Source organism: Algoriphagus taiwanensis, assembly GCF_036245645.1.
GTDB classification, from domain to species: Bacteria; Bacteroidota; Bacteroidia; order Cytophagales; family Cyclobacteriaceae; genus Algoriphagus; species Algoriphagus taiwanensis.
In genome coordinates, this window is sequence record NZ_BTPE01000005.1 from 290,307 (window position 1) to 305,664 (window position 15,358).

The following is a 15,358-nucleotide window of genomic DNA, read 5'->3' on the forward strand; positions in this document are numbered from 1 at the left end:
CTGGATTGAACTTTAAGGACTTACTGACTTTTTGCAGGAGGAAGCCTAGAAGCTTGATACCTGTTGGATTGATCCTGCTGATTTGCCTGTTAAATCTATCCCCAGCACGTGCACAAGACACAGGAGAACGAGACAGTATCCAAGCCCGAATAGATTCCCTCAATTTCAGAAGACTAGCTCCCTCCTTTTTGCTTTGGCAAAATCTGAGGACCAATCCCCTTTTCCCCTATTCAAACCCCTTTCTGAGGCAGAGATCGCCTTTTTTGCCTGTCTCACCGGTGGACCAAAATGTGGAAGTAAGGATGGATTCTACCTTGAGATATAACATCCAAGACCAGGTGGACAGCACCCGTATCGGCAATGAACAGGAATACAGTTTTGATGAATTTTCTAAAATTCAGGAATATCGGGTAAGACAGGATTACTGGAGATCCCGTGCCCGTGGAATGGACGGGGAAAGTGCCGTAGAAGGCCGAAACCTGATTCCACCACTGACCGTCAGCCCTTCTTTTGACCGGATTTTCGGGGGAGATAAAATCAGCATTGTACCCACCGGCTATGTCAACTTGGACTTTGGAGCGATATTCAGAAGAGTAGACAACCCCACCTTACCCATTAGACAGCAGCAGAATGGAGGATTCAACTTCCAGCAGCAGATCCAGATGGCTGTCAATGGAAGCCTGGGGGAGAAAATGAAAATCGCAGCCAACTTTGACTCCAATAACTCCTTTGATTTTCAAAATCAGCTCAAAGTCGAATACGACGGTTTTGATGAAGACATCATCCAGTCTATCGAGATAGGAAATGTCAGTATGCCTGTACAAAACAGGCTGATACAGGGAGCCCAAAACCTTTTCGGAGTGAAAACCCAAATGCGTTTTGGAAAATTAAATGTCACTGCTGTGGCCTCCACGCAGAGAGGCAGACGGGACAACCTCGTGATCGATGCCAATGGACAGGGAAGGGCCTTTGACATTCAGGCCTCAAAGTATGACGAAAACCGTCACTTTTTCCTATCTCACTTCTTCAGAGACAATTACGAAAGATGGCTGAGAGGACTTCCTCAAGTACTCTCCGGGGTGAATGTGACCCGTATTGAAGTCTACATCATGAACCGGGCTACCAATACAGAAACCCTGAGAAATTTTGCAGCCTTTCTGGATTTGGGTGAAGGTCGGGTAATCTACAATCCTACTAATCCCTCTATCGGAAATGGTGACCCTAACGCGCCTGCCGGAAATGGGGCCAACCTTCTTTACTCAAATATTTCCAACAACCCGAGCTACCGACCTTTTGATACCGGAGCAAGAGCCATGGAGTCCGACCTGAGCCTGAGAAAAGGTGTTGATTTTGAACAGATTAACGGCGCCAGAAAATTGGCACCCACTGAATACTTTTTCAACCCGCAACTTGGATATCTCTCTCTTTTCCGAAGACTCCAAAATGACGAAGTACTCGCTGTCTCTTACGAATACACGTACAATGGGCAGGTTTACAAAGTCGGTGAATTGACCGAAGACTATCAGGTAAGAGCTGAGGACGAGCTGATTTTCCTCAAACTCCTGAGGCCGGCAAGAATCAATACCCGCATCCCGACTTGGGACTTGATGATGAAAAACGTCTACAGTCTCAATGCCAGTCAGATTCTCCGAGATGGATTTCAACTGCAGGTAATTTACCGGGATGACCGAACGGGGTTGGACAACCCCGCCCTTTTGGAGGGTGCAAATGTCAAAGATGTTCCTTTGATTCGATTGACCGGTCTCGATAATCTCAACCCGCAAAATGATCCCGCCCCTGACGGGAATTTTGACTTCGTGGAGGGATTGACGATGATTTCCAATCGGGGTCTCCTGATTTTTCCTGTTTTGGAACCCTTTGGATCCAATTTGGAGCGGAGATTCAATCCTGAAGAAATCGTCCTCAAGGACAAATATGTCTACGACACCCTCTATCGAACGACTCAGGCCGATGCAGAACTCGTCACCAGACTCAATAAATATTTCATCAAAGGCCGACTGACAGCAGGTTCGGCAAGCGAAATCCAGCTCCCCGGGCTAAACATCGCTCCGGGCTCGGTGATCGTGCAAGCCGGAAATATTCCGCTCACCGAAGGAGTAGATTTTACAGTAGATTACAATGTGGGCCGCTTGGTCATCATCAACGATGCTATCCTCCAATCCGGAAAGCAAATCAACGTGAGTTTTGAAAAAGCAGATTTGGTTTCTTTTCAAACCCGAAGCCTGCTCGGGACAAGGGTGGACTACTTAGCGAGCAAAAAGTTGAACATTGGAGGTACTTTTCTCTACCTCAACGAAAGACCAAATGTGACCCGGATTGCCACGGGAAATGAAACCTTGAGAAACAGCCTATGGGGATTGGATGTGAACTTCAATGATGAGTCAAGATTCCTGACCAAGTTGGCAGATGCATTACCTTTCACTGATACTAAAGAAAAGTCTTTGGTCCAGTTCAATGCGGAATTTGCCCACCTTATTCCAGGCTCATCCAACAGAGTAGATGGGGATGTGGCATCTTACATTGATGATTTTGAAGCAGCTGTTACCCCATTCTTCTTAGGAGCTCAGGCTAATCAAACCTGGAAACTGGGGGCTACACCTGTGACTCCGGACAACAAATTTGACCTCAGCAATCAGGCAGGAGACAACCTTGGGAATACTTACCGAAGAGCTAGATTGGCTTGGTACAACATTGACAATATCTTCTACCGCGAGAGTGGTCCTGGAGTACCTACCAACTTGAGTGCAGAAGACAGAAGAAACCACTATGTAAGACGCGTGGTCCCTCAGGAAATCTTCCCCAATCAGGACAGAGAGGTAATCATCGTGCCCCAGCCTCTATTTGAATTGGCCTATTTCCCACAGGAGCGAGGAATTTACAACTACAACCCAAACCTGACTCCGCAGGGCTTTTTACCCAATCCAAAACAAAACTACGGGGCTGTCACTAGGGCAATTACCACAGAAGTGGATTTTGACAGGACCAACATAGAATACATCGAATTCTGGCTGATGGACCCGTTTATTTCCGGTGAAAACGGACGTGTTTTGGATGGAGTGCTCAACCAAAACAACACTACTGGAGGTAAGCTTTTTCTCAATTTGGGAGACATTTCCGAAGACGTGATGAAAGATGGGCGACATGCCTTTGAAAATGGACTGCCGGCCGATGGGGACCCTGCTGAAACAGGAGAAAACGAGTGGGGAAGAATCACCAGAGAGCAGTTTTTGATTCCTGCATTTGACAATTCGGAGGCATCCAGAATCAATCAGGATGTGGGCTTGGATGGCTTGAAAAATGAGGATGAAGCGGACTTTTTCAGAAATCGCTTCCTAGACAGACTGAATGTCACTCCAGAAGCGCTAAGTAGAATCACTCAGGATGTCTCTGCGGATGCTTTTCAGTATTATCTCGATCAGCAATTTGATGACAACAACATCAAGATTCTGGAGCGATACAAAAAGTTTAACGGGCTAGAAGGAAATACTCCAGTGTCTGCTGACCCGAGTCTGCCTTATACCCCTTCCGGAACCAACTCTCCTGATAATGAAGATCTAAATACGGACAACACCATCAATGAACTGGAGAACTACTATGAGTATGAAATTGACCTTAGACCAGGCCAGCTTAATGTAGGTCAAAACTACGTCGTGGACCAGATTACCGCGAATGTGAATGGAGACGAGGTCAATTGGTACCTTTTTAGGATTCCAGTTAGGCAGCCTGACCGAGTTCAGGGAGACATTACCGGATTTAAATCTATCCGCTGGATAAGAACTTATTTGACCGATTTTGAGCAGCCTGTTGTGCTGAGAATGGCTGAGTTTAGAATGGTGGGGAGCCAGTGGAGGGTATTCCAGGAGTCCTTGTTTGAGCGGGGATTCTTCGAAATTCCTGAACCGGACCTTTCTAACGTCGTGGTCGATGTGGTCAATATCGAGCAAAACTCTCAAGGAAGTGATAAGTCTAGTCCATACGTTCTCCCTCCGGGAATTATCCGGGACCGGGATAATACATCTACAGTAGAAAGAAGACTCAACGAGCAATCTCTCCGGGTATGCGTAGAAGATCTGGCTCCAAAAGATGCCCGTGCTGTATTCAAAAACCTAACGATTGACTTGGTGCAGTACGAAAGGATCAAAATGTTCTTCCATGCCAACAGCGAAGATGCACAGGATGGAGAAGTGACCGCCTTCTTGAGATTGGGAACAGATTACACGGACAACTACTACGAAATCGAGGTTCCATTAACCATTTCTCCTTTGGGAAGCAACGACCCGACTTTGGTATGGCCAAAAGAAAACGAGATCGACATTGCCATTCAGGAGATCGTGGGTGTCAAAGTAGAGCGGGACAACAGTCAATCTCCACTTACCCTGCCTTTTTCCCAAAATATCAGACAGTATAAAGTAACAGTGGTGGGAAGACCTGAACTGAGCTTGGTGCAAGGAATGATGATCGGGGTCAGAAATCCAGGTACAGGGATAGGTTCGTCCAAATCAATTTGTATCTGGGCCAATGAACTCCGGGTGACAGGATTCACCAAGAATAACGGTTGGGCCGCCAATGCCTTTCTCAATACCAAAATTGCCGATGTAGCCGTAGTCTCTGCATCTATACGTCACAATTCCATTGGATTTGGAGGACTGGAAACCCGGCTTTCCCAAAGAACACGATCTGCTACCACCCAATACGACATTTCCACCAATGTGGAAGTAGACAAACTTTTGCCCAAGGAGTTGGGAATTAGTATTCCGATGTATTTCTCCATCGAAAACTCCTCTACCAGGCCTGAATATGATCCTCTTAATCCAGACGTGCCTTTCGAAGTGGCTTTGGGGAAATTTGAAACCGATGAACAGCGCAGGGCCTACCGGGACATAGCTCTAGACCAGCTGAACAGAAAAAATCTCAGCTTCAATAACATCAGGAAAATAAAGAGCAATCCAGATGCTCCAAACCGTATTTATGATCTGTCCAATTTTGCATTTTCCTATGCAGTAGGTACAGTCACTCAGACCAATGCGCAGATCCAAGGGTACACTTTTAAAACTAACCGAGGGAACCTGACCTACAGTTTCCAGCCTAAAGAATGGGTGATTGCTCCATTCAGAAATTCTGAGGGCATGAAGTCCCCTTATCTGAAATTGATCAAGGATTTCAGTCTGAACCTTTCTCCTACCCTACTATTGGCAAGATTTGACGTTGACCGCCGCTTTATGAGGTCCCAATATAGAAATGATCAATTGAGCACTGCAGGAGTAGATCCACTGTTCCAGAAGTCCTTCTTTATGAACCGATCCTTCAATATCAACTGGGATCTTTCCAATAGTCTGAGAGTGGATTTTGCCTCAAGAGCCATGGCCATAGTGGATGAGCCAGAGGGCGATTTGGATACTGAAGCTAAGATTGATTCGGTCCGGGCTAACTTCTGGAGACTTGGCCGAACTACCAATTACAACCATACTGCAACAGTCAACTATTCCATTCCTCTCAATAAGCTTCCAATCACCGATTGGATCCAGACAGAATACCGGTACTTGACTTCGTATACTTGGCAGACCGGAGCCATTGGACAGCGAGATAGCTTGGGTAATGTGATTCAAAACACCCGGGACCAAAGTATTACCGGCAAATTGGACTTCCTAAAGCTGTATAACAAGAACAAAAGTCTGGCTGCGCTGAACGCACCCAAAAGACCCAGCATACCGGGAAGAAATTCGGTAGCAGCTGAGGACACGATTGGCACGCCATTCAGCAACAAGCTCTTGAAGTTTCTGATGATGCTCAAAGAGGTCACATTCAACTATGGAGTAGTTGAGGGCACCTTCCTGCCTGGCTACATGCCCAATACGGGCTTATTGGGAATGGACAGAGCTTGGAATAATCCGGGATGGGCATTTGTCTTTGGTAGCCAAAATCCAAATATCAGATTTGATCTCTCTGAAAACGGGAATATGGCCCCAAGTGCAGAACTCACTCAACCTTTCCGTCAAAACCGCTCTACCAATCTGCGTTTGACTGGACTGGCAGAGCCATTCCCTGATTTCAGAATTACCCTTGCCGCCTCCAAACGCGAGACTGGAGATTATCAGGAGATTTTCAGGAATTCGATAGACAATCCGGGTGGTTTCCAATCCTTGAGTCCTAATCGCTTGGGAGCCTACAGTATCACTACCATTATGATAGGGACGACGTTCTCAAGGGATAATGCGCAAAATGAGTCTCCTCTTTTCACCGACTTCGAAAATTACCGATCGATATTCAAATCCAGACTGGATGGCTCAAATGCTGAACAGGGAGAATATGGCATCAATGGTCAGGATGTATTGATTCCTGCATTTTTGGCAGCCTATAGAGGGAAAGACCCAAATACAGCCAATTTGAATCCTTTCCCAAAAACTCCACTACCTAACTGGAGACTGGATTATCGAGGGCTTTCCCGCCTCAAAGGGCTGAGTGATATTTTCTCCAGCATCAATATCACCCACGGCTATTCTTCCACCTATGACGTAAGCAATTTTTCCAACTCTCTTCAATACCAAAGAGGCTTGGAACTCTTCAATTCTTTACAGCAAATCCAAAATCCAAGTGTTCTCAATGATGACGGTTTGTTCATCCCGATCTATGTGCTCAACCAAGTGGTGCTTTCCGAGCGGTTTGAGCCCTTCATCGGAGTAGACCTATTGACCAAGGATCGCTTTAACATCAATATCAATTACAACAAAGAGAGAAATCTGGGATTGAATTTCTCCAATTCCCAAATCACCGAACAAAAAACAAGTGATTTCGGATTGACTTTAGCCTACACTAAGGCCGGAGTGAAAATTCCATTTAAAATCCAGGGTTCCCAGAAAGTATTGAAAAATGACCTCCAATTTAGATTGGACTCGAGAGTAGGTGACACGAGGACGGTACAAAGAAAGATCGGAGAAAACAGCACCGTAACCAACGGCAACTTGAATATTCAGTTCAGACCGACCATTGGTTATGTCATCAACCAAAACCTGAATTTGACGATTTATTTTGAACGTACGATCAATGATCCTAGGGTCACTACCGTTTACCGAAGGACCTCCACGGCCTTTGGCGGACAATTGAGATTTAATTTGTCACAATAGATTTCAATCTGTCCTGAATCCTTTTAATTTTGACGCTCTGTAAATAAAAAAAATATGAATTTTCCTGAGGAATTAAAGTACACCAAAGACCACGAGTGGGTAAAAATTGAAGGGGATATTGCAACCATCGGAATCACAGACTTTGCACAAAAAGAATTGGGCGACATCGTCTACGTAGAAGTAGAAACGATCGGCGACACCATTGAAGCAGGGGAAGTATTTGGTACTGTGGAGGCTGTAAAAACCGTTTCAGACTTGTTTATGCCGGTGACCGGTGAGGTTCTTGAATTCAACGAAGAGTTGGAATCCTCTCCTGAATTGGTCAATGAATCCCCTTACGAATCTGGATGGATGGTGAAGGTGAAAATTTCCGGTGACCTCCCATCAGACCTGATGGACGCAGCTGCCTACGCAGAACTGATTGGTGAATAAAAAGAAGCATTTGAGATTATTCCTAGCCCTTGCCTGGTTTATCTTCCTCTTGTGGGCTATGCTTAGTCCAGGAGACCGATTCCCCGAGGTTGATGTATTTGACTTTCAGGACAAGTTGATTCATTGGTTGGTTTTTGTCATTCAAACCTACCTTTGGAGCGGGGTAAAGCTAGGGAAAGGACCCATTATCAACCAATCTCAGAAAGAAGTCATTCTGTTTCTGGTATTTGGTTTGTCTACGGGAATAATCTTAGAATATGCACAGCAATTCATCCCCTTTCGATCTTTTGATTATTGGGATATGATTACCAATGTGATAGGCTCGTTTTCGGGTTTTCTTATCTACAGAAAATGGCAATCCATTAAATTCATTTTGGAATAATCTTCAATTATTCTTACACTTGTTATCACTTTGGAATAAAATTAACCTGTATAAACCAATTAACTCATGGAAGCAAAAAAGACTCCTAAAGCTGACTTGACCAAGAAGGTGGGTATGTTCACCAACCTTGGGCTGGCAGTTTCTGTAGGTCTCACACTTGCTGCCTTCGAATACAAGTCTTTTGACGACAGTGCTCTGAAAGATCTAGGTGCGGTCAATGACAACTTCGAGGAACTGCTCGATGTGCCTATCACAGAACAGCCACCGCCACCACCACCACCACCACCAATGGAACAGCCTATCATTGAGGAGATTCCAGATGAGGTAGAAATTGAAGAAAAAATTGAGGTAAACTTTGACGTAGACGTTAAAGAAACTACCGTAATCAAAGAAGTAGTCATCGCTGAAGCTCCAGTAGAAGAAAAAGCTGACGAAATCTTCGACGTGGTAGAAACACAGCCAAATCCTCCAGGAGGCATGTCAGGCTGGAATCAATACCTCTCCAAAAACCTGAAATACCCAACTCAAGCACGAAGAATGGGTATCGAAGGTACAGTAATCGTAGTATTCGTAATCAACACTGACGGTTCTATCCAGGACGTAGAAGTACTGAGAGGTATCGGCGGAGGTTGTGACGAAGAAGCTGTAAGGGTAGTAAGTGAAGCCCCTAAGTGGGAACCCGGTAAGCAGCGAGGTCGACCAGTACGTACTCGAATGAGACTACCGATCCGATTCAAACTAAGCTAAAACAAGCAAAGGCTGTCAGCAAAACTGACAGCCTTTTTTCTTAATTATTGTTAGAGGATTAGTTTATCAATAGAATAAAAATTAATTTTTTAATACACTAAACTCTAACAGCCATGGAAAACAAAAAGAACCCGAGACTTGATCTCCAAAGATGGAATCAAGTCTTTCTTAATTTGGGACTGCTTATTGCGGTCGGCGCTGTTTTGGCGGCCTTCGAATGGAAGGCTTATGAAGAAAAACCCCCAATGAATTTGGAAGATGGGATTACTGATTGGGATATTCTGGATATCCCGATCACCATTCAGGAACCTCCAAGGGCACCTGACCCTGTAGTCATTCCACAGTTCAAACCCACACCAGACGATATTGTCTTGGACGACCTCCCCAATTTTGATCTGAATGTGGACCCCACTACAGAACTTCCATCTGTGATTTTGGATAGCGTTCCTCCAACTATTGAAAATGCGGAAGAAATCTATGATTTCACCGAAGTGCAGGCCTCTTTCGTGGGAGGTATGCAGGCATGGTATGAGTACCTTAAAAAGAACTTGGTCTATCCAAAGATGGAACAGCGAGCAGGAAGAGAGGGAACCGTGATTCTAAGCTTTGTAGTGAATATTGATGGAAGCATCGAAGATGTGGTAGTCCGAAGATCAGCAGGTGAGGGCTTAGATGCAGCTGCCAAGAAAGTGATCGAAGCCTCTCCCAAATGGGAACCCGGAAGATTCAGAGGAAAAGCGGTCCGCTCTAGAATGACCATCCCAATCCGATTTAAGCTCAACTAATGAGGAAATAACAAAACTGAAAAAGTCTGATCTCGACCGATCAGACTTTTCTTTTTATATTCCTATTCCTTTAAGCACCACCCTTTGAAGTCATGAAGAATCTACAGGCTCTTTTTCTAGTACTGATCCTATTCGGCTGTTCCAAAAGTCCCGAATTTGACTTGATTATCCTTAATGGAACTATCTACGACGGAACTGACAATGCCCCTATCCAAGGAGATATAGGAATTATTGAGGACCGGATAGTAGAAATCGGAAACCTCAAAAGCAAAAAAGCCACGGCTACGATAGATGCTACTGGATTGGCAGTCAGTCCAGGGTTTATCGATATGCATACTCACCTTGAACCCATCATGCAGCTTCCTCAAGCCGAAAGCCTAGTAAGGCAGGGGGTTACTTTTGCACTTGGAGGACCTGATGGCGGTGGACCTTGGCCTTTCGGGGCTTATCTTGATTCCTTGGCCACATTTCCCCTGGGACTGAATGTTGGCTACCTCGTGGGGCACAACACCATCAGGGAAGAGGTGATGGGCATGGAGAATAGAAAGCCAACAGAAGAGGAATTGGAAACAATGGAGTCCATGGTAGAAATGGCCATGAAAGAGGGGGCTTTCGGCATTTCCACAGGGTTAAAGTATTTGCCCGGGACCTTTTCAGAAGTGGCAGAAGTAATCGCACTTTCAAAGAAAGCAGGCGAAGCGGGAGGAATCTACACTTCCCACCTCAGAGAAGAAGGCTTGGGGCTTTTAGAGGCAGTAAGTGAAGCCATTTCAATTTCAAGAGAGGCAAATATCCCTGTTATTCTGACCCATCATAAAGCGATTGGGGTGAAAATGTGGGGAGCAAGCCAGAAAACTTTGGCCATGGTGGACTCGGCCCGGGGTATTGGTCTTGATATACGAATGGATCAATATCCATATGCGGCAAGTCACACCGGACTCAGTGTATTGATCCCAAGCTGGGCACTGGAAGGAAATCAATTTAAAGAGAGAACAGAAGATCCTGAATTGAGAAAAAAGATCAAAGAAGGCATAGAATTTAACATTCTCAATGACCGAGGAGGAAGTGATTTGCGTAGGATCCAGTTTTCTAGAGTTTCTTGGAAAAAAGACCTCGAGGGAAAAACCCTACACGATTGGGCGATAGAATCCGGATTGGAACCTACCGTATCCAACGGGGCTGAATTGGTGATTCAGGCTCAACTCAATGGTGGAACAGGCACCATCTATCACGCAATGGATGAGCAAGACGTAGAAAACATCATGAAGCATCCCATGACGATGATCGGATCGGATGGAAGACTAAGCCAGCCAGGAGAAGGACATCCACATCCCAGAGCCTACGGGACTTTCCCGAGAGTTTTAGGGCTTTACAGCAGGGATAAAGGACTTTTCCCACTCCAAACTGCCATTTACAAAATGACGGGACTTTCAGCTCAATCTCTTGGATTAAAAAACAGAGGAATTTTAAAGCCTGGAAACATAGCTGATATTACCATATTTAATCCAGAAACAGTCATCGATCAATCCACCTATATCGAGCCTCATCAGTATCCAAAAGGAATAGAATACGTGATTGTAAATGGAATTCCAGTAGTGGAAAGCGCTGCAATGACAGGCAAAACCCCAGGAAGGATAATCAGAAAAACAGAGAATTAAAAATCCCCGGTCTATTAAAGGACATTCAGGCTTTGTTCTTTGATCTTTTCCAGTTCATCCTTCATCAGGATGACGTGCTTTTGAATTTCCGCATCATTGGCTTTGGACCCGATGGTATTGATTTCCCTTCCGATTTCCTGACTGATAAAGCCCAGCTTTTTACCTTGCTGTGCATCCTCATTCATCGTTTTTTGGAAATAATTCAAGTGGGTTTCCAGGCGAACTAGCTCTTCTGTGATGTCGATTTTTTCGAAATAATAGATCAGTTCCTGCTCAAATCGATTGGGATCGAATGAATTTTCTTCCATCCACTGAGAAAAATGACCTTGGATACGCTCCTGAATTTTCGCTTTTCGGATGGGGTCCTTGACTTTTATTTCTCCCAATTCTCTTCTAATGAGTTCAATATTTTCATTGAGCTTATCAAATAAGGCTTTTCCCTCGTCTGTCCTGAATCCATCACACTTTAGCAAGGCTTGCTTCAGCACTTGTTTTACCAAATCCCAATCTTCATTTTCCTCCCTTTCCTGAGGAATAGAGTTAATCACATTGGGAGATTGCAGGGCCAGTTTGAACAAGTCCACGGGGCTTTCGCCAACCTCATTGGCTAAAGTTTTGAATTCCTGATAGTAGGATTTGAAGAGTTCTTTATTTATCGTGACTGGAAGACTTTCAGCACCTTTAGGAACAAATTCTATGGAAACGTTCACTTTCCCTCTATCTAGGTGGTTTTGGACGAGTGTTCTTATTTCCGGCTCCTTGTCTGAAAATTGCCTTGGACTTCTCAGGGAAAGATCCAAAAACTTGGAATTAAGAGAACGAACTTCCACTTGAATGACCACTTGCTCATTCTCCAATCCAGCTACTCCAAAGCCGGTCATAGACTTAATCATGATACTTTTGCTTAGAAATTGTAGCCCAATGTAAAATAAAACTTCAAGTCTTCCTGCTGATAATTGCGAATCGGTTGGGCTACATCAAATTTCACATAGTAATTCAACAGTACAGTGCGAAGACCAGCCCCGTAGCTCTGAAGCCAGGGGTTATTGAAATTATTGAGTACAATCTCAAAAGGTGAGCCTTCCGTATTGATTACTTCTGTGTTTTGATCGTTTACTTTTTGCCATGGATTGAAATCATTCCAAGCTGAACCTATGTCATAAAAAGCCACCAACTGGAAGTTTCGGATAAAATTGGAAGTGATATTCCCTCTTGTCAGATAAGAAAAGACCGGTAATCTAAGCTCAGTAGTAAATGCCAAGACATTCCTGCCTCGGATTTCGTCGTAATCATATCCACGCAGATCAACAAATTCCGTGAAAAGGAGATTTGAATTTTCTACCCCTGCCGGATTCCTCACCGGAGAAGGCTCGGGTCTGTTGGAAGGCGGATTGTAATACTCGTTAAACAGCCAATTATCCATACCTCCAACAAGATAATTCTGAGGATTATTACCCATAAAGGAACCATAGAATAATCTGGAGGCCAATACGATGTTTTTGTGAATCCGCTGGAAGTTGCGGACATCTACGTAAAGATTACTGAAGGATCGCTCTCCGTGATTCATTCCTTGGTAGTGGACAAATCCCACTTTTCCTTTCAGACCAGTAAAGGAATAAAGTCCAAGAGGCTGAGTGCGATCATAGACGAATTCGGCCTTTCCACCGATATAGTTGACATCAAATCGATTTTGATCTGGATCCTGTCCAAAAATCAATGAATCAGGATTCAAATTAAAGTATTGGGTTTTGGCTAAAAAAGGAGCCAAATACACTCTGGAATTGATGTTGAGCGGATAGCTTACGCCTAGCTCCGTCTTGGTCAGCGCATATTTCTGAACGGAAATATCACTTTCATTGGACCGGATCACCCGTCGGTCAAATCTTCCTCTCAGGTCAAACCTATTCTTCAGATACTCATACTCAAACCAAATATCCCCACCCGAACTGAAGTCCAAAGACTGCATGATTCCTCCCATGAATACATGATTGTCTAGGATATCAGTCATTTTTCCGTTCAGATTGATCCCAAAGCCACGGAGAGGATCTACCACAAAATGAGTATTGATATTATTGGTAAAAAACTGGGGCTCCATCTGCCTCGGACCAGATACCCGCTTGGTCAGATTTTGCTTTCTAAAGGCCTCCAGAAGATTACTTCTTCCTGTCTCAGGCCTACTTGTAGCTTCCTGAACATTCGTCCTAGCAGGTAAAGAGTCAAACTGATAATTCTCTGTATTTATTCCTCTTTTATTGTCAAATCTGAGTCGATCCAGACTAATTGAGGACGTCACACTCTTGGTAGTATCCACTTTGGGGCTTTCCACCGGTGCGGGAATACTAGGCTGCGCGGGAGATGTTTCCGTTTTGGCCTGATTGGTTCTAGCCTCGAGAAGTCTTCTCGCAGCCAGGCGCTCATTCAACTCTTTTGCCTGAGCCAATTGGATTCTTGGTGTACTTGGGGTAAACTGATCAGCCCCGCTGTAACTTTCCACAAACAGCTCTGCAGATTTGCCATCACGGACTGCATAAGCAATTTTGTTCATGCGGCTGTTCACGTCAAACACTTCAATACTTTTTCCCAAGGCAGAGATCTGATTGGAGACTTGATTTCCGATGTTAAGTTTCATCAGATTATTAATCCCACTTAAATCGCTCAGGTAAACCATCGTGTTGTTGTTTACCTTTCTCGGCATAAGATTTTTACTGTTGGTATTGGTCAGTTTGGTGAAAACCGTGGTATCCTTCAATACCTGAACCATATACAGATTATAGAGATCAGGCAGCACTTTAATATCCGGAGTGGCGGTAAGGACCGAATCAGGAAGCTCCGTAAAATTGGTGGAGTAAATTATGGTAGAATCGTTCAGAAACGCCGGGGTAAGATCATCAAACAGGTCGTTGGTCAATCTTTTCCCCTGACCTCTAACATTGAGTGTGTAAATATCAGATTTGCCGTTGGAGATCGCGGAGAGAACCATGTTTCTTCCGGATTCATTAAAATCCAGACTAGTGATCTGAGTGATGTTTCTCAGGAAGATTTTATCTTGAGAAGAACCGTCAATCGACCGGAGACGCAATGTGGTAATTCCCCTCTTGAATGATGCAATCGCAATATTAGCAGAGTCTCTCCATGCGATAATTGGCGATCCTACATTGGGGGGCAACTCATCGTAAGAAGCTCCTCCAGTGAAAATGGTCTGCTCCAATCCTGAGGACAAATCCCGAACGATTACTTTGAATTTGCCCGAGTTATTGATCACATAGGCAAGATTCAATCCGTCAGGACTGAATTTGATATCTGAGATAGCTCCTAATGTCCTTGAGGAGGTCGATGCAATGGCAGAGTTGGGGTTGACTTCTTTGAACCCCGCATAAACCGGTTCATTGATTTTCAAGTAAAAACTTTTCCAATCGTCAAAAAACTGCTTCACGTTCAGCCCTATGGTATTGGAAATACTGTTTTCCTCATTTCTATTGATTCGGGAAAGGTTGAGAATACTGGAAATGTACCTTCTTCCGTATTTCTCGGCGATATAGTTCCAGATAGATTGGCCAACCAAGGCTGCATCTGTTCCGGACAGGTTCAAAATCTTCGGATTGGGATTTTCTTTCAGATAGTATCTTAAGAAATCATCCATTTCTCTACTCCAACCCTTAGCCAGAAAAAGGGCTACTCCGTCAATATACCATTCTGGAAAATCATTGACCAAATTGGCCTGAAAAGCATCTGAGACAGAAGCTCCGTAGAGCATTTCTTTGATAATTACCTTTGTCGTGGCATAAATCAAATCTTCTTTAAACTGATCGATCCGTCCTTTGTAGGCAAGTTCTGCAATCAATCGGGTGAATTTGGTCTGCCCGTCAATGGTATATTCCTGAAGATTGAGATCCAGATTACTTTGGAGTCTCTCTTCAGGAGAATTGTAGATGTAAATTTTGGGCTTGGTATAGGCTACATATCCAATACTTTGGGTGATTCTGTCAAATTCTGACTCCAGATACTCGATTGCCATTTTGGCATTGGGACCACCCCGATCGTAATAGTAAACTTCAAAATTGTTAGAGGAGTAGAAATACCAATTGATTTCTTTGTGCTGTACCCTGTTTTTGCCAAAACGCTCCTGGTCAAATTGTGCCAAGGCTAGCTCTCCTGATCCCAGGAAAAAACATAAAATAAGAAGTCGAAAGACCAGTAATCGCATTCTTAGTG

General features: G+C 44.3%; 8 protein-coding genes. 6 read left to right on the plus strand and 2 right to left on the minus strand.

Annotation, left to right across the window (positions count from 1 at the left end; all coding sequences use genetic code 11):
- The first annotated feature begins 5 nt into the window (after positions 1–5).
- The 6 genes from sov to AAA938_RS09410 all read left to right on the plus strand — a co-directional run bounded on the left by sov (position 6) and on the right by AAA938_RS09410 (position 11,146).
- Positions 6–7,142: a T9SS outer membrane translocon Sov/SprA gene (sov, locus tag AAA938_RS09385; protein ID WP_460319035.1), complete on the plus strand. Its 7,137-nt coding sequence runs from the start codon at positions 6–8 to the stop codon at positions 7,140–7,142.
- Positions 7,143–7,196: 54 nt separating this feature from the next.
- A complete protein-coding gene (gcvH, locus tag AAA938_RS09390) occupies positions 7,197–7,574 on the plus strand; it encodes a glycine cleavage system protein GcvH (protein WP_338228426.1) in 378 nt (125 codons plus the stop codon).
- A gap of 10 nt (positions 7,575–7,584) precedes the next feature.
- The gene (locus tag AAA938_RS09395) at positions 7,585–7,956 is read left to right on the plus strand and encodes a VanZ family protein (RefSeq protein WP_338228427.1); all 372 of its coding nucleotides are present in this window, start codon (positions 7,585–7,587) and stop codon (positions 7,954–7,956) included.
- 66 nt (positions 7,957–8,022) lie between these two features.
- Complete coding sequence (locus AAA938_RS09400; protein ID WP_338219704.1) at positions 8,023–8,703, plus strand: energy transducer TonB; 681 nt, start codon at positions 8,023–8,025, stop codon at positions 8,701–8,703.
- A gap of 113 nt (positions 8,704–8,816) precedes the next feature.
- Positions 8,817–9,488, plus strand: coding sequence for an energy transducer TonB (locus AAA938_RS09405; protein WP_338228428.1), 672 nt, complete (start codon positions 8,817–8,819; stop codon positions 9,486–9,488).
- A 92-nt stretch (positions 9,489–9,580) separates the two neighbouring features.
- Positions 9,581–11,146 (plus strand): N-acyl-D-amino-acid deacylase family protein, encoded by a 1,566-nt coding sequence (locus AAA938_RS09410; RefSeq protein ID WP_338228429.1) that lies wholly within the window; start codon positions 9,581–9,583, stop codon positions 11,144–11,146.
- A gap of 14 nt (positions 11,147–11,160) precedes the next feature.
- On the opposite strand, the gene AAA938_RS09415 is transcribed toward AAA938_RS09410, so the two are convergent.
- Both AAA938_RS09415 and AAA938_RS09420 read right to left on the minus strand, forming a co-directional pair.
- Positions 11,161–12,039, minus strand: a complete 879-nt coding sequence (locus tag AAA938_RS09415) for a YicC/YloC family endoribonuclease (protein WP_338228430.1) — start codon at positions 12,037–12,039, stop codon at positions 11,161–11,163.
- 11 nt (positions 12,040–12,050) lie between these two features.
- Positions 12,051–15,350 carry a biopolymer transporter Tol gene (locus tag AAA938_RS09420; protein WP_338228431.1) on the minus strand — a complete coding sequence of 1,100 codons (3,300 nt, stop codon included), beginning with the start codon at positions 15,348–15,350 and terminating at the stop codon, positions 12,051–12,053.
- Positions 15,351–15,358 lie beyond the last annotated feature (8 nt).

Bases quoted from the DNA above. Each gene is read 5' to 3' on its own strand.
- AAA938_RS09405 (WP_338228428.1), top strand. From the start codon at position 8,817: ATGGAAAACAAAAAGAACCCGAGACTTGATCTCCAAAGATGGAATCAA.
- AAA938_RS09410 (WP_338228429.1), top strand. From the start codon at position 9,581: ATGAAGAATCTACAGGCTCTTTTTCTAGTACTGATCCTATTCGGCTGT.
- AAA938_RS09400 (WP_338219704.1), top strand. From the start codon at position 8,023: ATGGAAGCAAAAAAGACTCCTAAAGCTGACTTGACCAAGAAGGTGGGT.
- AAA938_RS09420 (WP_338228431.1), bottom strand. From the start codon at position 15,350: ATGCGATTACTGGTCTTTCGACTTCTTATTTTATGTTTTTTCCTGGGA.
- AAA938_RS09415 (WP_338228430.1), bottom strand. From the start codon at position 12,039: ATGATTAAGTCTATGACCGGCTTTGGAGTAGCTGGATTGGAGAATGAG.
- gcvH (WP_338228426.1), top strand. From the start codon at position 7,197: ATGAATTTTCCTGAGGAATTAAAGTACACCAAAGACCACGAGTGGGTA.